Below are 17,646 nucleotides of genomic sequence, written 5' to 3' on the forward strand. Positions count from 1 at the left end.
AACCGGGGGAAGTGCTGGAAATGAACGTACATAACATGATGGAAGAAATCGTGCGCAATTGTTTGAAGGAGCTCATGGCACACCAGTCGAAGCTGGCCGCACTAAGCGAGAAGGAGCAAAGCGACGTTATGGCGCTGGCCCTGAACAAGCTTCCGCCAAAATACGTATCTACCCTGAAGGGTGAAATGTTCGCCAAAACCCAACTGCGGGCCCAGGTCGAAACCGATGTTTACCGCGAGTTGACGCACGCCATTGACAAAGTACTGGCTTATGATTGATCGATATCAAGGAACGTCCGAGTCGCCTCGCAATCCTGACGGATTGCACGGGCGGCTTTTTGCGGTGCCCGGCGCGGAGATCGCGCTTTGACGAATCTTGTCCTTCCGTGTACAATCGAATTAGTTTTGTCGCAGCGATCCGAGCGATAACAAGGCCAAGACAACGAAAAGGGGTTGCCGTATGAGAGTGGAGCAATACCGGTGGGAACCCGCACAGCCGATCACGCGGGATTATATATACGATTTTGCTTCCGTGGCGTCCCTTTACGAGCATAATCCGTGGAACGAATCCGGCGACCGGGAACGGGCGGCTTGGCTGGATCAAGTAGGCAGACCGCAGGCGGACCGGGAAGGGCTTGTTCGCGCTCTTCTAGCCTTTAACGGGAGAATCGGAAATTCCGAACGTGCGATCGATCACATCGAAGCGCTTCGGGAGCCGGGAACGCTTGTCGTGACGGGCGGCCAGCAGGCCGGATTGTTCACGGGACCGCTCCTCGTCCTGTACAAGGCGATCACGGTTATTACGGAAGCGCGACAAGCTTCCCAGCGTTTGGGCCGGACCGTAGTGCCGGTATTCTGGATAGCCGGAGAGGATCACGATCTGGAAGAGGCGAACCATACGTTCGTCCTGTCCGACTCGCTTGCGGTGCAGAAAATCAAGCTGAATGCAAGCTCCGACAAAAAGTCGTCCGTGAGCCAATGGAGTATCGCTCCAGAAGCATGGGAAGACGCGATTTCCCAGTTGGAGCAAACTCTGATGAATACGGAGTTCAAGTCCGAACTCATCGAGAGGCTGAATTCGATTTTGGCAGCCTCGGCGACTTTGACGGATCAGTTCGCCAGGACGATCGCCTGGCTATTCGGCGAGTATGGGCTCGTGCTCGTGGATTCGGACGATCCGGATTTGCGGAAGCTGGAAGCGGATATGTTCGGGGCGATCGTATCCCGCCAAAGCGAATTGAGCGCATCGCTACTGAAAGCCAAAAGCCGGTTGGAGCAATCGGGCTATACGGCACAGGTGGAGCTGCATGAGGCACAGGCTCATTTATTCGTCTACCATGAAGGGGAGAGGCTGTTGCTCGGCAAGCAAGGCGATTCCTTCACGGACCGGAAAGGGACGGTATCGTTCACGGAACGGGAATTGGCCGACTTGGCCGCGGATACGCCCGAGATGCTCAGCAACAACGTAATGACCCGCCCGATCATGCAGGACTATTTATTCCCCGTGCTATCCGTCGTGCTCGGGCCTTCCGAGATTGCTTATTGGGGCTTGCTGCGCGAGGCGTTCGGCCTGTTCGGTCAGCAAATGCCGGTTCTCGTGCCGAGGTACGAATTCACGCTGCTCGAAGGAACCGTGCAGAAGCAAATGGCCAAGTTCGAACTCGAGTTCGAAGATGTGATCCGCAGGCTGGACGAGAAGCAAACCGCTTGGCTGGAAGCCCAGGGCTCGCTTCAAGTGGAGGAGCTGTTCGCGGAGGCGAAAGCGAAATTCGAGCAGCTGTACGGACCGATCGTCGAGGCGGTTTCGGGGATTAATCCGGGGCTGCGCAAGCTGGGCGAGACGAACATGAACAAAATCGTCGAACAGATCGACTTTTTGGAATCGCGGGCGGCCGATGCGTTCCGATCGCAGCACGAATCGGCATTGCGTCATTGGGAGCGCATCCGCATGTCGGTACTCCCGAACGGCAAACCGCAGGAACGCGTATACAACGCATTTCAATATTGGGTGAAATACGGCGGCGGCTGGCTTCGCGAATTGATGGATATGCCATTGTCCCGCGACGGCAGTCACCGAATAGTATATTTTTGAACAAACGGTCGAGGAGGCTTTTTGAAGATGAATGCAAACGCGAAAGCAACAAGCATTATCGCCGATCCTGCGTTGGCGAAGGACGGACATTTGAAGATCGATTGGGTGCGGGCCCATATGCCGGTATTGAACCGGATCCGCGACCGTTTTGAGAAAGAACAGCCGTTCAAAGGGCTGAAGGTAGCGATCTCGCTTCATTTGGAGGCGAAAACGGCCTATTTGGCCAAAGTCGTTCAGGCCGGAGGCGCCGAGGTAACGATTACCGGCAGCAATCCGCTTTCTACCCAGGACGATGTTTGCGCGGCTCTCGTCGAAGACGGCATCACCGTTTTCGCCAAGTACAACCCGTCGCCTGAAGAATACAAGCAGCTCCTTATTCATACTCTCGAGACGAAGCCCGATCTGATCATCGACGACGGCGGCGATCTGGTCACGATTCTGCACTCCGAGCGTCAAGATTTGCTGCCGCAAGTGCGCGGAGGCGCGGAGGAGACGACGACCGGTATTCTCCGTCTGAAGGCGATGGAGAAGGAAGGCCAGCTGAAGTTCCCGATGGTTGCCGTTAACGACGCTTTCTGCAAATATTTGTTCGATAACCGTTACGGAACCGGACAATCGGTATGGGATGGAATCAACCGGACGACAAACCTCGTCGTTGCCGGCAAAACCGTCGTAGTCGTCGGCTACGGCTGGTGCGGCAAAGGAGTAGCTATGCGCGCCAAAGGTCTCGGCGCGAACGTGATCGTTACGGAAATAGACGCTATCAAAGGCGTAGAGGCGTACATGGACGGTTTTGCCGTCATGCCGATGGTCGAAGCGGCCAAGGTAGGCGACTTCTTCGTTACGGTAACGGGCAATCGGGACGTAATCCGCGGGGAGCACTATGAAGTGATGAAGGATGGAGCGATATTGTCCAACGCCGGCCATTTCGACGTCGAAGTCAACAAGCCGGAGCTCGAGGCATTGTCCGTATCGAAACGGACCGTTCGCCGCAATATCGAGGAATACGAGCTGAAGGACGGGCGCAAGGTGTACATTTTGGCCGAAGGCCGTCTCGTCAATTTGGCGGCAGGCGACGGTCATCCTGCGGAAATTATGGACATGACGTTTGCGCTGCAAGCCATGTCGCTTAAATATGTGAACGATTTGTATAAAGAAATCGGCAGCAAAGTCGTCAACGTACCGTACGAGCTCGACGAGCAAGTCGCCCGGTTCAAGCTGGAATCGCTCGGACTCGGCATCGATTCGCTTAGCGCTGAGCAAAAAGCGTATTTGGAAAGCTGGGTCGAGCATTAATCGTGCATTCGAATGCAAGAAAGCCCCTTCTTCGGAAGGGGCTTCTTGCATTATGCGCGCCGACCGCGTACTAGAGCCATTCGTTTTTGGCGAGCTCCGAGCGATCGAACTTTCCGGTGTCGACGAATTCCAGATAAGCGCGCTGGATGTGCGCCCGCATCACCCGCTCCGCTTCGTCCGGATTCCCCTGCTTGAGCGCCTCGATCAGCTCCCAGTGTTCCGATACTTCGCGCTCCTTGCTGTATTTTTTGCCTACGATCCGGTTGACCAAACGGACGCGGAACGAGATGAAGGCAAACATTTCGAGCAGAACGGCGTGTTTGGCCAGCTTGAAAATATAGTTGTGGATGTACCCCGAGTCCTCGGACAAAGACTCGACGGCGTCGTCGGGCAGCTTCTTCTTCATCTCCTCGTAAAACTGCTCCAGATGGCGTATGTCGGTAAGGGAAGCATTGCCGACGGCGAGCCGGATCGCCATTCCCTCCAGCACGGCCCGGTACGAGTAAATTTCAAAAATATCTTTGGCGCTGAACGTTCGGACGAACGGTCCCTTATTCGGGACAATCGTCACGACGCCTTCTCCGGCCAACTGGCGCACCGCTTCGCGGATTGGAGTCTGGCTCATTTCAAGCTCCCGCGCCAGCTTCGTTTCGACGATCCGGTCGCCCGGATTCCATTCGCCGCACAATATTTTCTCTTTGATGTATGAAGCGATATTCGAGCTTACATTATGTTTGTCTGCAGCTTCTTTGCCGAAAGTTTGCAACATCATTCGTCACCTTTACTCAATCCTCCATCCGCAAGGATGGATCATATATAATTCTGTTCTATTATATTGGTTTTGCCGAAGATGTCAATTCCCGCTTGCGCTCGACCACGATCATAGCGTAACCGTCAATTTTGGGCATCGCGACGCGGATATAGCCGTTTTGCCGTTCATAGGCAAGCGGCAATCGTTCCGGCGCGGAATAAACCGCTTCTACGTCACCGCCGTCCCGAATAAGAATGAAGGCGTCCGACAACGTCTGCCGGTCTTCGATTACATTGTATTTGCCGCGCGGCTCGGGATGGGTCAGCTTGATATGGATCATGTTCATATGTTCCTTGGTTGTCACCGTTACGCGGGCGGTTGTCGGGATACCTTCGCTTTTGACCGTCGGCTCGGGCAGCAGCTGCTGCAAACAATACGCCACCGTGTACTTGTGGACATTCGGCGCATATTCGATATAGGAGGCAAACACGCGGAAGCAGAATTGAAAAATGCGGCCGGACCTGGCAACGGCCGGTCTGCCTGCATGCCGCTCCGGCGGCGTATAGAATGTCCCGTGAAAACCGTCCCATTTCCGGTTGAAATAAGGCTGGTAGTAGTCAGCGACAGATGTCGCCCCCGTTTCCGTCTGCAGCAGGATGCCCTGCTTGTATATCCCGGACAGCATGTCGGGCACAGCTCCGTTCGTATGCTCAAGCATGCGGTAATAGGAGCTGTTCCAAGGATCTTCGCCGTCATAAGCCATGTTCCATTCGTCTAGCGCGAATGACGTGCCCTCGACGTTTAATCCGGAATGTCCGGAGCTGATCACTCCGCCGCCTGCCGCAATATAGGCTTTCAATTTAGGCCCCAATACCGGCGTAATCCGGACGTTGTCCGGTAAAATAATGACTTTATACTTCGTCAGGTCATGCGATTCATCGATGATATCGTACGTGTAGTGAAGCTCGCCGAGCATGCGCACGGCTCCGTTATGCGCATCGCCGATTTTGCCTCCCGCCCAGGTCAATATACCGATATCCGCCGCAGTGCGCGCATGATCGGTCCACGGCTCGAGACGCTCGAGCTCCCTGTAAATATCTCCGATCACCCGATAGACCGCCGGGTCGAGACCGTCGCGGGGATGCATATGGTCGCCGATCGAGGTAGGAACCCCGTTGCTCAGCGCATCCCAACAATCGTTGAGCAGCGATGCCTTGCTCTTTAGTCCTCCGAAATCGCCCCAGTTCACATTGAAACGGCCGGTCATATAGAACGTCTGTTGTCCCAGATTGCGGGCGTAGGCGACTTGCGCGGGGAAGAAATCATAGCTCCAGCCGCTCGGCAGGCATTCGATCTCGATATGCGTGCGCAGCCCTTCCGTATCGGCGGGAGGAAGTCCGTTCAAGTACAGAAATTTGTCCGGACCGACGATTTTTTTAACGTCCCGGCTGAAATCGAGCAGCGTCTCTTTGGCAAACGCCAAAACATCCGCATCATCGAGCGGATTCATGCCGAGATCGCGCATCGATTCCAAGCATTCATTGCCGTAGCACGGGTTGACAACCATGCAATCGAGAAAAAAGCCTTCGACCGGATAACGTTCGGCCACCTCGCGGATCATGCCGAGCACATAGTCGCGATAGCCGGAGTTGAAGCACATATTGCGGAAAAAGTTGGCCGTTCTGTCTCCATAGATGATTTGACCGTTCTTGTTGACTACCGTCCATTCCCGATGCTTGCGGGCCATTTCATGATCGAGACCGACATTGAAGTAGGCGGTGACGCCGATATCCAGCTTGCCGCATTCTTCGACGATTTGACCGAACATGTCGAAATGCAGATGGGGATGCATCACGCCTATGTCCGTCGCATAATAAGCGAACCCGATGTTGCATTTGGCAAAAGCGTTAATGTATTCGACCCGCGCTTCCTTCAAGGTGCGGGCAAACTGCTTGGCGTCGAAATTCGCGCCGAAATCGGGAATGTCGGGCATCGTGTGAAAATCGATATGGACCGCTCGCTTGATCAATCTCATAGGACCGGATTCTCCTTCGACAAATTATATATAATTATTAATTATTATATATAAAAAAGAAAGCGGTATCAAGATGAAATAAAAAATTCTCCCATATCGCGACTATGCGGACCGGGAGGATTTTTTGCCATACCTTATTCCATTAGGAAACCGGCGGCTCCTGCTCGCCGATCGATCCCATTTTCGCGATCGTATGCTTCGTCTCTTCCGTCCCCAAATCGTACAGCTTCCGATAGATCTGCGTCAGCGTATAATCGTAGCCGTCATGCTCGGAGTCCTGATGATACGGCACCCCGGGAAGGTGGGCGCGGAATGCCGAGGAATTATCCGCATCGCTCAGCATCCCGAACTGCTCCATCAAGTCCTCGACCTCCGGCTCGGTGGCGACGATTTCGAATTCGTAGGCGGCATCGCCTTCATTTTCCAGCACGGACCCGGCTTGTACGGATACGTAGTACGTTTTCTTCTCCATAAGCATCGTTCCTCCCGACTCAATAATACAACATCATCAAGATGGCTACGCCGATCAGCAGAACTACGGGAAACACCACATAAGCGATTACAATCGGGTTGGCCAAAAAAGGATGTTTGGCAGTCGCCCTATTCGTGCCGTCGTCATACTCGCGATGCTGGAGCCGCTTGTTCATCATGAGGGAGGCGATTAAGCCGAATGCCGATACGATCACGATGAACCAGACCAAATATGTTGTCACGCCCAAACCTCCTCAAGGTAAAAACCGGATTTCCTTGTTGTTATCCCCCATTCCTCCGATGATTTATGCATGCATGGTCGAATAGGCTCCGTGCAGGATAGAAATTGGGAAAAATTTCGTCCGCGTTCCAAAATATTGCAACCATTCGCGGCTTCGCTTCGTTTGGGATATGACAGCGTTTACTATGCAACGTTTGCTGTCCTCTTGACACGGCAATCGAAACGGGGGATTGGAGCATGTACGGGACAATGAAAAGAAAAAGACTGAGCTTGGCGCTTACCGGTTGTTTGCTGCTGCTGGCCTTTTTGACGGGCTGCGGATCGGCCAAAGATGAAAGTACCGGCAGCGTCGGCAAAGGAACCGAATCCGCACCGCAGGCTGCAGCCGCCGACTTGAACATGGTGAAAAACCAGTCGCAAAATTCGGCTTCAAGTGCGGAGAAACCGAGCTCGGGGATAGGGGCGGGAGCGCCTCCCCAGCAAGGATCGTCCCTCGCGGGCCAAACGGATGCCGCCGCGGAACGGAAAATCATTTATAAGGCGAACGTGGCGATGGAAGTGGCGGACTACGGTCTGGCGCATACGGAAATCAACAATTTGATTCATTTATCAGGAGGCTATTTGCTGCAATTTTCGGAAAACCGTACCGATTACGAGCAAAGCGGTACCCTTGTCGTCAAAGTGCCTTCGAACGGCTTCTCGGCGTTCCTTGCCGATTTGGAGAAGATGAAGCCGAAAACGATCCAACGCAGCGTTCAAGGACAGGATGTAACCGAGGAGTTCGTCGATTTGGAAGCGCGGCTGAAATCGAAGCAGGCGGAAGAGGCGCGGTTGCTGGACTTTATGGGCAAAGCGACGAAAAGCGAGGAGCTGGTCGCGTTTTCGAGCCAAATCGGAAACGTGCAGACCCAGATCGAACAAATCAAAGGAAGAATGCGCTACTTGGAACAAAACGTATCCTTCTCGACCGTAGAAATTCGCTTGTATCAAAAAGTCGTCAAAGCGAACGGCGGACAGGACCAACAGGAAGGCGGTTTTGCAAGCAAGCTTTCGGGCGCCCTGAACGGCAGCGCGGGCGTCGTGCTCGGTTTCTTCAAAGGTTTGCTTATTGTCCTGGCGGCGGCGCTCCCCGTGTTGGCGGTTGTGCTCGTCATTGCCGTGCCGGCCTATTTCATATACCGGAATCGGCAAAAGCGCAACAAGAAGCTGGAGGAACGGGCGAGGGAAATTCGCAGTCTCAACAAGGCGTCAGACGAAAGCAGCCATCCTCAGGGAGGAAATTGAGAGCAACTCATGATATCGATCCGAATGTACAATTGGAGCATTCTGACAATTATCCTCTGTTTGCGCTTGCTAACTTGTGAACATAGTCGGACAATCGGTCAACTTTTTAAAAATCTTGCCTGTACAAGGCAGGATTTTTTTTGTCGACAACGAATTACAAACTATCGAGTGGTGAAAAGTGGGTGAAAGTGGAGGAAAGGGGGAGACCGGAGCATGTTCATGGGGGAATATCAGCACGCGATCGACGATAAGGGTCGGATGATCGTTCCCGCCAAATTCCGTGACGCTCTGGGAGCCCAATTTGTCGTCACCCGCGGACTCGACAACTGCTTGTTCGTATACCCGAAGGAAGAATGGGCCGTACTGGAGCAGAAGCTGAAAAGCTTGCCGCTCATGAAAGCCGATGCACGCGCCTTTACCCGTTTCTTCTTCTCCGGAGCTACCGAGTGCGAGCTGGACAAGCAGGGCCGGATCAACATTCCGAACAATTTGTGCGAGTACGCCAAGCTGGATAAAGATTGCGTCGTGCTGGGCGTTTCGAACCGGGTAGAGATTTGGAGCAAGCATGTTTGGGAAAACTACTTCCAGCAGTCGGAAGAGTCGTTTAATGAAATTGCCGAGAAACTCGTCGACTTCAACTTCGATCTATAAAAACATAATGAGCTATTACAGGAGGACAAGACTTGTTCGAGCACGTGACGGTTTTGAAGGAAGAGTCCGTTGATGCGTTGCACATTCAGCCTGACGGCATATACGTGGATTGTACGATGGGAGGGGCGGGCCATAGCTCGTTAATCGCCTCGAAGCTTGGGCCGAACGGGAAGCTGATCGCATTCGATCAGGACGATGTCGCTCTTGCCAATGGCAGGGAGCGGATGGCGCCTTTCGGGGAACGGGTTCATTTGGTGAAGAGCAATTTCCGCTACTTGCGCAGCGTCCTGGATAGCTTGGATTTCGTACCCAAACGGGACGGCGTCCCGCATGTTAACGGGATTTTGTTCGATCTGGGCGTATCCTCGCCGCAATTGGACGAAGCGGAGCGCGGCTTCAGCTACAATCATGACGCGGAGCTGGATATGCGGATGGATCGCGATATGGAGCTGACGGCCGCGACGATCGTGAACGAATGGAGCGCGGAGGACATTGCCCGCATTTTGTTCGAGTACGGCGAAGAAAAGTTTTCGCGGAAAATTGCCAAGACGATTGTCGAGGCGCGCAAAGCCGGCAAAATCGAATCGACCGGCCAATTGGTCGAGCTGATCAAGGAGTCGATACCGGCCGCCGCCAGGCGTACGGGGCCTCACCCGGCAAAGCGCAGCTTCCAGGCGCTGCGCATCGCGGTCAACGACGAGCTCGGGGCGTTCGAGGAGGCGCTCAAACAGTCCATTCAATGCTTGGCGCCGGGTGGAAGGGTTGCGGTGATTACTTTTCATTCGCTAGAGGACCGGATCTGCAAGCAAACGTTTGCCAAGCTTGTGGAAAAGTGCACGTGTCCGCCCGATTTTCCGATGTGCGTCTGCCAGAAAAAGGGGATCGTCCGTCTGGTGCACCGGAAGCCGGTCTTGCCGTCCGACGAAGAATTGGAGCGAAACCCCAGAGCGCGCTCGGCCAAGCTGCGGGCTGCGGAGAAGCTGGAAGCGTAAGAACAAATCGAAATGGGGAAATCACCCGAAGGAGGATGACATCGAGTGTCGGCATACATCAACGGAAACCTGGCGATCGAACAAAAGCCAGCCAAAAAAGCGAAGGTGCAAGAGCAAAAAAAGGTCGTCGTCAAACGGAAATCGATTCCGGTCCAGGAGAAGCTGTTGTATTTGTTTACCGTCATCGTATGCGTCTTGGTGGCGGGTGCCATAATATGGCGGTATGCGCAAATCTATGAGCTGAACACGAGAATGCAGCAGATCGAGAGCCAGATCAAAGCGCTGCAGATCGAGAACAACAAGCTGAAGCTGGAAATTACGAAATATCAGGACCCGAAAAAACTGCTCGATCAGGCGAAACAGCTCGGTCTCGTCCCGAATGAAGTCCTGAATCAAGTGACGGATAAGAGGGGCGCCGCGGGCGGCGACTCGGTCGCTATGAAAAAAGAGTAGGAAAGGGCCTTACATATGACCAAGAAAGTAAAACTGCGCACGTTGCTGATAGGGGGATTGTTCACCCTATTTTTTGTTGTCCTGATCGGCAAAGTGTATTGGGTTCAAGTAGTAGACGCGTCGGAGCTGCTGAAGAAAGCGCAGGATATGTGGGAGCGCAACAAAACGATACAGCCCGTGCGAGGCTCGATCGTGGACCGCAACAAACAAGTGCTGGCCGAAGACGGACCTTCTTATACGATTATCGTCAATCCGAAAATAATAGCGACTCTCAAGAACGGTGCCGAAATCGTCAAGGAATTGTCCGTGATATTGGGCAAGCCGGAATCCGAGCTGCTCGATCAAGTGACGAAGAAGAAAGAGGACGGCACGCTTCTCACATGGGTGGAGGTCCGGAGCGAGGGCTGGAAGGTCGACGTCGAGATGGCCGACAAAATCGCCGCGGCGCTAAAACTCAACATGCCGATCAGCAGCCAGAGCAATTTGTACACGCATGGCGTCTATTTGGAGGAATCCCCGAAGCGTTATTATCCGGGGGGCAGCCTAGCCGCTCACGTACTCGGTTATTTCGATAAAAACGGCAAGGCGGTCATGGGGCTCGAAGCTGCATACAACGATATGCTCAAAGGGAAAGCGGGACATATCGTCACCGAGAAGGACCGCATGGGCTATGAGCTCCCTGACGCGAAAGCGAGCTATGAGCCGGCGGAAGACGGCAAGACGCTTCAATTGACGATCGACCGCAACATCCAATCGTATATCGAAACGGCCATGGAACGGTCGTATGCCGAATTTAAGCCGAAAAGCATGACGGCGATCGCGATGGATCCGAAAACCGGCGAAATTTTGGGGCTGGCCAATATGCCTACCTTCAACCCCGCCAAGTATTGGGAGGCGAAGCCGGAAGATTTCAGAAACAATGCGATCGCGTCGCAGTTCGAACCCGGCTCGACCTTCAAGCTCGTGACGCTGGCGGGCACCGTGGAAGAAGGGTTGTTCGATCCGAACGAGAAGTTCAAGTCGGGCTCGATCAAAATTTATGACCGGACGCTGAATGACCATAACTTGAAAGGCTGGGGAACGATCTCTTATTTGGAAGGGCTGAAGCGTTCGAGCAACGTGGCGTTCGTCAAGCTCGGCTATGAGAAGCTGAAGGAAGAGAAGTTCAAGCAGTATATCGCCAAATTCGGCTTCGGTCAAAAGACGGGAATCGACCTCCCCGGAGAAGTTCAAGGCTGGGGAGACCGTTTCCGCTATCCGGTCGACTATGCGACGGCAACGTACGGCCAAGGCGGGGTCTCGGTTACGGCGATTCAGCAGATCGCGGCTTACGGCGCTATCGCAAACGGCGGAAAGATGATGCAGCCGCATGTTGTAAAGGCGGTGCTCGACCCGAAGACGAACGAAGTGATTCAACAAATCGAGCCGAAGACCGTGCGTCAGGTCGTTTCGCCCGAGACGGCAAGCAAAGTCACCGAATATTTGGAGCAGGTCGTGTCGGATAAAGAGATCGGAACAGGCCGCAACGCTAATATCGACGGGTATCGGGTAGCCGGGAAGACGGGAACGGCAAATATCGTAATCAATGGCAAATATGCCGACGACCAATGGGTCATTACGTTCGTGGGATACGCTCCCGTGGAAGATCCGAAAATCGTCGTGCTCGTTCTGGCCGACCAGCCCGATCTGCATGGGAACTACCATAACGGCGGACTGGTCGCCCCGGTCGTATTCAAGGAAATCATGTCGCAAAGCTTGAGATATATGAACGTAACGGCCCACGTCTCCCAGGAGCTGTCGGGCGTCGAGAAGAAAATCGCCACGCCGGATACGAGCGGCAAGCCGCTCGTCGACGCCAAGAAGCAATTGGGAGACAGCAAGATCAAATATGACGTATTGGGCAAAGGCGCCTCGGTTATCGCCCAATTTCCTGCGGGCAGTACGGAAATCAGCCCGAACGAGCGAATATATTTGTTGACCGAAGAATCGGAAGGTGTCGACCTGCCGAATATGCAGGGCAAATCGATGCGCGATGCGCTCGCCGTCTGTTCGTTCATGAAGGTGGACTGCCAGGTGAGCGGCGAAGGCTATGTCGCCTCGCAAACGGTCGTATCCGGCGGCGAAAGGCAAGCCGTGGCGCTTCAATTGGTGCCGTGGAACGAATTGGAGAAGGCGAAGGTCGAAGCGGCCAAATTGGCCGCCGCCAACCAAGCCGCGACATCCGGCAAAACGACGCAGTCGTCGACCGGAACCGGCTCGAAGTCGGGAACGACGACCAAGACGAAGCCGTAATCCGATTGCCTGAAAGCTTGTTCTAACCCCTCCCCGTTTTGAATAGCTATGATATGAAACGTTCTAGCTATCGTCATAGGGTACGCTTTCAAAGATTGCTTCTCTTCGAAACGTAGAGTACGGCTTTCGGAGCGGCATTCTTCGAAAGCCGGACGTATGCTTTCGAAGAATGCTTTCTTCGAATTGTCGGGAGGGGGACCCATCGTGAAAGTGTCCAGCGTAACGGTCAGACGACGGTTGTTTGCCGCACTCGTCGTCAGCGGAATTTTGTTCGCCGCGCTTACGGTTCGACTTGCCTATGTCCAGTTGTGGATCGGGGGAGACCTGGCGCAAAAAGCCGAAGATTTATGGCGCCGCAACATCCCGTTTGCCGCCAAAAGAGGCGAAATATGGGATCGAAGCGGCGTTCGGCTTACTTACAACGTCAGCTCGCCTTCCATCATGGCCATACCGGCGCAAATCAAGGATGCCCGGGCAACGGCAGGGGAACTGGCCAGGGTGCTGCAGATGAGCGAGGAAGACATTTATAAATCGCTGACGAAGCGGGAATCGAGCGTCTATATCCGGCCGGGCGGCCGTAAAATTACCGAAGAAAAAGCGGCGGAAGTGCGCAATCTGAATTTGCCGGGCATCGAGGTGGCCGAAGACAATAAGCGGTATTATCCTTTCGGCTCGTTCGCATCGCATATTTTGGGATTTACGGGTATCGACAACCAGGGGCTGACCGGCGTGGAGGCTTCTTACAACAGCGAGCTGCGCGGCATCAACGGAAGCGTGTCGTACTTGAGCGATGCCGCCGGCAGGGAGATGCCGAACACGTCCGAGCAATACCAGCCGCCCAAGGACGGCCTTAACCTTCAGCTGACGATCGACAAAAACATCCAATCGTATTTGGAGCGCGAGCTCGATCAAGCAATGGTTCAGCACCAGGCGAAGAACGCGATCGGCATCGCCATGGATCCGAACACCGGCGAAATATTGGCCATGTCGGCCAGACCTACGTTCGATCCGACCCATTTTCGCGAATATCCGAGCGAAGTATACAACCGCAACCTGCCGATCTGGATGACCTACGAGCCCGGATCGACATTCAAGATTATTACGCTCGCCGCCGCGCTGGAAGAAAAGAAGGTCAATCTGAAGCGGGATACGTTTTTCGATCCAGGTTTTATCGAAGTGGGCGGCGCCAGGCTCCGCTGCTGGAAAAAGGGCGGGCACGGCAGCCAGACGTTTTTGCAGGTCGTTGAAAATTCGTGCAACCCCGGATTCGTCGCGCTGGGGCAGAGGCTCGGGAAGGAAAGCTTGTTCGACTACATTCGCAGGTTCGGCTTCGGGCAGAAGACGGGTATCGATCTCGGAGGCGAAGAGAACGGCATTATGTTCAAGCTGTCCAGAGTCGGACCGGTCGAGCTTGCCACCACCGCATTCGGCCAAGGCGTATCGGTGACGCCGATCCAGCAAATTACGGCCGTATCGGCTGCCGTAAACGGCGGGAAGCTGTTCGAGCCCCATGTGGCCAAAGCGTGGTACAACCCGGATACCGGCGAGAAAGTAAAGTCCGTCGAGCCCAAGCTCGTTCGGCAAGTGATATCGGAATCGACTTCCAAGCAGGTGCGGGAGGCGCTCGAGAGCGTCGTGGCGAAAGGGACGGGGCGCCCAGCCTTCATTGACGGTTACCGGGTGGGCGGCAAAACGGGTACGGCGCAAAAAGTTATCGGCGGCCGCTATTCGCCCGACGAGCATATCGTATCATTCATCGGGTTCGCCCCGGCGGACGATCCGAAAATCGTAGTTTATGTCGCCGTGGACGATCCGGCCGGCATCCAGTTCGGCGGGCTAGTCGCGGCTCCTATCGTCAAAAACGTAATGGCCGACGCGCTGCGGTATATGGGAGTCGAGCCGCGCAAGGATCAATTGGAGCGCGAATACCGGTACGGGGAAACCCGCGTCGTCGAGGTGCCCGACTTGGTCGGTCATACGGTCAGCGACATTTACGAGGATATGAACATGAACTTCCGCTTGGAGAAGTTCGGCAGCGGCGACGAGGTGATCAGCCAGGCGCCCAAGGCCGGCGAACGGGTAGAGCAAGGGTCCACGATCCGCATTTATATGGGAAAACATCCCGAATCCTGATTGCTCTTCATTCGATTTGGTCTATAATAGATAAGGCTTACCGTAATACTACTTATCGGTTAAGGAGGCTACTCCATGCGGCTTGAGCAGCTAGCATCACTTTTCGTCGCGTCCAGGGTGTCGGGAGATCCGCATACGGCCGTCACCGGCATTCAGACGGATTCGCGCAAAGTACGTCCGGGCGATCTGTTCTTGTGCATCCCGGGACTGGTCAGCGACGGCCACGATTATGCCGCGAAGGCGCAAGAGGCGGGGGCGGCCGCGCTCGTTCTGGAGCGGGACGTTCCCGTATCGCTGCCGAAGCTGTTCGTGAATGATGCCAGATACGCGATGGCCGTCATCGCCTGCAAGTTTTACGGGTATCCGAGCCGGGAAATGAAGCTGATCGGCGTAACCGGAACGAACGGCAAAACGACGACGACGGCGCTTATCGAGCATATTTTGCGGGACAGGAAGTTCCGTACGGGGCTGATGGGGACGATCAGCATGAAGATCGGCGAGCAATGGTTCGAGGCCGAGCGGACGACGCAGGAAGCGTCCGATCTCCAAATGAATTTGCGCAAAATGCGCGACGCCGGAGCGGATTACGCGGTTATGGAAGTGTCCAGCCATGCGCTGGAGCTCGGCCGGGTGAAGGGCTGCCGGTTCCGGACCGCCTTGTTCACGAACTTGACCCAGGATCATCTCGATTTTCATAAAACGATGGAGCAGTATCGGGAGGCCAAAGGATTGTTCTTCTCCCGGCTCGGCAACGAATTTACCGACGAGCCGGATGCGACCGTTTACGCCGTGCTCAATGGGGACGATGAAGCTTCCGCCTATTTCGCCAAACAGACGAGCGCCCAAATTATCCGTTACGGATTCGGACCGGACGCGGACGTGCGCGCCACCGATATCCGGATGTCGTCGAGAGGCACCCGGTTTACCGTGTCGGCGTTCGGGGAAGAGGCTGAAATTTCGATGAGACTTGTAGGCAAATTCAACGTATACAATGCGCTTGGGGCCATTTCATCAACTTTGATCGAGCGGATTCCACTTTCGGAGATCGCGAATAGTTTAGAGAGGATGAGCGGCGTTCCCGGGCGGATGGAGACGGTGGAGACCGATTCCGACTATCTTGTCGTCGTCGATTACGCCCATACGCCGGACGGCTTGGAGAACGCGCTCGCGGCGATTCGCGAATTTTGCGAAGGACGGATTATTACCGTTTTCGGCTGCGGCGGAGACAGGGACAGGTCGAAGCGGCCGCTGATGGGTGCGATCGCCGCCCGCGGCAGCGATTACGCTATAGCGACCTCCGACAACCCCAGATCGGAAAATCCGGAAGCGATATTGCGGGAAATCGAGCCGGGAATCGAAGCGGAAGGCATGGGGCGGGACCGTTACGAGCTGGTGGCGGATCGTCGAGAGGCGATCTATAAAGCAGTTGAAATGGCAAGCTCCAACGATGTAGTATTAATTGCGGGAAAAGGGCATGAACCATACCAAATCGTGGGCGGCGTCCAGCATCATTTCGACGACCGGCTTGTCGCCCAGGAAGCGATAAGGGGTAGATCGAAGTGATGATTCGCACATTCGGCGAAGTCGCCGCGATGGTATCCGGAACGGTGCGGAACGGCGACGAATCGCTCGTTATCCGCGGCGTGTCCAAAGATACGCGGACGATTGGCGCCGGAAATTTATATATTCCGATTATCGGAGAACGGTTCGACGGCCATGATTACGCGAAAGAAGCGTTTCGGCTGGGGGCAACCGCCACGCTATGGCAACAAGACCGCGGCGAACCGCCGGAAGGCGTTCCGGCTATCGTGGTCGACGATGCTTTGTCTGCGCTGCAGCGGTTGGCCGCCCGTTACCGGGAGCAGTTGCCGGTTAAGATCGTGGGCGTTACCGGCAGCAACGGCAAGACGACGACCAAGGATATGATCGCCGCCGTACTGGCGGTGAAATACAACGTCCGCAAAACGGAAGGCAATTTGAACGGCGATATCGGACTGCCGCTCATGATTTTGCAGATGGATGAGGGGACCGAGCTGGCGGTGCTCGAAATGGGCATGCGGGGCTTCGGCGAAATCGAATTGCTGACCCGGATCGCCAAGCCGGAAGCGGCCGTTATTACGATGATCGGGGAAGCGCACCTGGAGCGACTCGGCTCGCGAACCGGCATTGCCCGGGCGAAGCTGGAAATATTGGCCGGCTTGAAGGAAGGCGGACTGTTCGCCTATAACGGCGATGAACCGCTGCTCGAGTCGCTGCTTTCGCAAGCGAGCAAGCCGGAATCCATAATTGGCGTCCGGTTCGGTTCGGGAGCGGATAACGATCTATGGCCGAGCCATGTTTCCGTGGAAGCCGACGGTGCGGCGTTTACGCTTAATGGTGCTAAGAAGCCGGAGTTTAGGATCCCGCTGCCGGGCCGTCACAATGCGGTCAACGCGATGGCGGCCGTCGCGGTCGGAAGACACTTCGGACTGAGCGATGAGGAAATCGCGTCCGGACTGGGCGCGATGAAGCCGACGGGGATGCGCATCGAACGGATGCGGGGCGCTACGGGACTGACGGTGCTCAATGACGCCTACAATGCCAGCCCGGCGTCTACGCTCGCATCGCTCGAGCTGCTGAAGGAGCTTATCGGTTTCGGACGGAAAATCGTGGTGCTGGGCGATATGCTGGAGCTCGGCGACGAGGAGGAGCGGTTTCACCGGAATATCGGCTCCGCGCTTTCTCCGGATCAGTTCGATTACGTGTACGCGTTCGGCCCGCTTTCCAGGCATACCGCGGATGAGGCGATGCCTTCTTTTCCGCAAGGGCGGGTCCGTTGGTTCGATAATAAAGAGGAAATGGTGCGGGACATCGCTTCGGTTGCCCGGTCGCAAGATATCGTATTGGTGAAAGGCTCCAGAGGAATGCGGCTCGAGGAAGCCGTCCAACGACTAGTGGACGTACAACTGTAGAAGGG

The 17,646-nt window shown here is 55.1% G+C and carries 15 protein-coding genes; 11 read left to right on the plus strand and 4 right to left on the minus strand.

All coding sequences use genetic code 11. The features are described from left to right. Positions 1 to 20 precede the first annotated feature (20 nt). From FE784_RS10120 to FE784_RS10130, 3 genes are all read left to right on the plus strand, one after another. Positions 21 to 278, plus strand: coding sequence for a late competence development ComFB family protein (locus FE784_RS10120; protein WP_139602081.1), 258 nt, complete (start codon positions 21 to 23; stop codon positions 276 to 278). A gap of 181 nt (positions 279 to 459) precedes the next feature. Next, positions 460 to 2,091 (plus strand): bacillithiol biosynthesis cysteine-adding enzyme BshC, encoded by a 1,632-nt coding sequence (bshC, locus tag FE784_RS10125; RefSeq protein WP_139602082.1) that lies wholly within the window; start codon positions 460 to 462, stop codon positions 2,089 to 2,091. Between the two features lie 27 nt (positions 2,092 to 2,118). Continuing rightward, the gene (locus FE784_RS10130) at positions 2,119 to 3,387 is read left to right on the plus strand and encodes an adenosylhomocysteinase (protein WP_139602083.1); all 1,269 of its coding nucleotides are present in this window, start codon (positions 2,119 to 2,121) and stop codon (positions 3,385 to 3,387) included. Between the two features lie 70 nt (positions 3,388 to 3,457). Here FE784_RS10130 and FE784_RS10135 read toward each other — a convergent pair whose 3' ends face one another. The 4 genes from FE784_RS10135 to FE784_RS10150 all read right to left on the minus strand — a co-directional run bounded on the left by FE784_RS10135 (position 3,458) and on the right by FE784_RS10150 (position 6,886). Beyond that, on the minus strand, positions 3,458 to 4,156 hold the full coding sequence (locus FE784_RS10135) for a GntR family transcriptional regulator (RefSeq protein ID WP_218103763.1): 699 nt from the start codon (positions 4,154 to 4,156) through the stop codon (positions 3,458 to 3,460). Between the two features lie 61 nt (positions 4,157 to 4,217). Continuing rightward, positions 4,218 to 6,173 carry an alpha-amylase family protein gene (locus FE784_RS10140; protein ID WP_139602085.1) on the minus strand — a complete coding sequence of 652 codons (1,956 nt, stop codon included), beginning with the start codon at positions 6,171 to 6,173 and terminating at the stop codon, positions 4,218 to 4,220. Positions 6,174 to 6,315: 142 nt separating this feature from the next. Next, positions 6,316 to 6,645 (minus strand): hypothetical protein, encoded by a 330-nt coding sequence (locus tag FE784_RS10145; RefSeq protein WP_139602086.1) that lies wholly within the window; start codon positions 6,643 to 6,645, stop codon positions 6,316 to 6,318. Positions 6,646 to 6,664: 19 nt separating this feature from the next. Then, entirely contained in the window at positions 6,665 to 6,886 is a 222-nt protein-coding gene (locus FE784_RS10150; RefSeq protein WP_139602087.1) for a hypothetical protein, read from the minus strand. Positions 6,887 to 7,134: 248 nt separating this feature from the next. Between FE784_RS10150 and FE784_RS10155 the strand changes: the two genes are divergently transcribed. The 8 genes from FE784_RS10155 to FE784_RS10190 all read left to right on the plus strand — a co-directional run bounded on the left by FE784_RS10155 (position 7,135) and on the right by FE784_RS10190 (position 17,641). After that, on the plus strand, positions 7,135 to 8,169 hold the full coding sequence (locus FE784_RS10155) for a DUF4349 domain-containing protein (protein WP_176706099.1): 1,035 nt from the start codon (positions 7,135 to 7,137) through the stop codon (positions 8,167 to 8,169). A 213-nt stretch (positions 8,170 to 8,382) separates the two neighbouring features. Then, positions 8,383 to 8,820: a division/cell wall cluster transcriptional repressor MraZ gene (gene mraZ / locus FE784_RS10160; RefSeq protein WP_139602089.1), complete on the plus strand. Its 438-nt coding sequence runs from the start codon at positions 8,383 to 8,385 to the stop codon at positions 8,818 to 8,820. A 32-nt stretch (positions 8,821 to 8,852) separates the two neighbouring features. Continuing rightward, positions 8,853 to 9,812, plus strand: coding sequence for a 16S rRNA (cytosine(1402)-N(4))-methyltransferase RsmH (gene rsmH, locus FE784_RS10165; RefSeq protein ID WP_139602090.1), 960 nt, complete (start codon positions 8,853 to 8,855; stop codon positions 9,810 to 9,812). A gap of 45 nt (positions 9,813 to 9,857) precedes the next feature. Continuing rightward, a complete protein-coding gene (gene ftsL, locus FE784_RS10170) occupies positions 9,858 to 10,265 on the plus strand; it encodes a cell division protein FtsL (RefSeq protein ID WP_139602091.1) in 408 nt (135 codons plus the stop codon). Positions 10,266 to 10,280: 15 nt separating this feature from the next. Next, a complete protein-coding gene (locus FE784_RS10175; RefSeq protein WP_139602092.1) occupies positions 10,281 to 12,557 on the plus strand; it encodes a penicillin-binding transpeptidase domain-containing protein in 2,277 nt (758 codons plus the stop codon). Positions 12,558 to 12,761: 204 nt separating this feature from the next. After that, positions 12,762 to 14,690 carry a stage V sporulation protein D gene (locus tag FE784_RS10180; protein ID WP_139602093.1) on the plus strand — a complete coding sequence of 643 codons (1,929 nt, stop codon included), beginning with the start codon at positions 12,762 to 12,764 and terminating at the stop codon, positions 14,688 to 14,690. A gap of 75 nt (positions 14,691 to 14,765) precedes the next feature. Further along, positions 14,766 to 16,253: a UDP-N-acetylmuramoyl-L-alanyl-D-glutamate--2,6-diaminopimelate ligase gene (locus FE784_RS10185; RefSeq protein ID WP_139602094.1), complete on the plus strand. Its 1,488-nt coding sequence runs from the start codon at positions 14,766 to 14,768 to the stop codon at positions 16,251 to 16,253. Next, complete coding sequence (locus tag FE784_RS10190; protein WP_139602095.1) at positions 16,250 to 17,641, plus strand: UDP-N-acetylmuramoyl-tripeptide--D-alanyl-D-alanine ligase; 1,392 nt, start codon at positions 16,250 to 16,252, stop codon at positions 17,639 to 17,641. Before FE784_RS10185 ends, FE784_RS10190 begins: the two co-directional genes overlap by 4 nt. The last annotated feature ends 5 nt before the right edge of the window (positions 17,642 to 17,646 follow it).

It is taken from the genome of Paenibacillus hemerocallicola, from assembly GCF_006265175.1.
Lineage (GTDB): Bacteria > Bacillota > Bacilli > Paenibacillales > NBRC-103111 > Paenibacillus_AB > Paenibacillus_AB hemerocallicola.

Coding starts and splice junctions, on each gene's coding strand:
- FE784_RS10120 (WP_139602081.1), top strand. CDS start 21: ATGAACGTACATAACATGATGGAAGAAATCGTGCGCAATTGTTTGAAG.
- bshC (WP_139602082.1), top strand. CDS start 460: ATGAGAGTGGAGCAATACCGGTGGGAACCCGCACAGCCGATCACGCGG.
- FE784_RS10185 (WP_139602094.1), top strand. CDS start 14,766: ATGCGGCTTGAGCAGCTAGCATCACTTTTCGTCGCGTCCAGGGTGTCG.
- FE784_RS10135 (WP_218103763.1), bottom strand. CDS start 4,156: ATGTTGCAAACTTTCGGCAAAGAAGCTGCAGACAAACATAATGTAAGC.
- mraZ (WP_139602089.1), top strand. CDS start 8,383: ATGTTCATGGGGGAATATCAGCACGCGATCGACGATAAGGGTCGGATG.
- FE784_RS10130 (WP_139602083.1), top strand. CDS start 2,119: ATGAATGCAAACGCGAAAGCAACAAGCATTATCGCCGATCCTGCGTTG.
- FE784_RS10145 (WP_139602086.1), bottom strand. CDS start 6,645: ATGGAGAAGAAAACGTACTACGTATCCGTACAAGCCGGGTCCGTGCTG.
- FE784_RS10175 (WP_139602092.1), top strand. CDS start 10,281: ATGACCAAGAAAGTAAAACTGCGCACGTTGCTGATAGGGGGATTGTTC.
- FE784_RS10155 (WP_176706099.1), top strand. CDS start 7,135: ATGAAAAGAAAAAGACTGAGCTTGGCGCTTACCGGTTGTTTGCTGCTG.
- FE784_RS10140 (WP_139602085.1), bottom strand. CDS start 6,173: ATGAGATTGATCAAGCGAGCGGTCCATATCGATTTTCACACGATGCCC.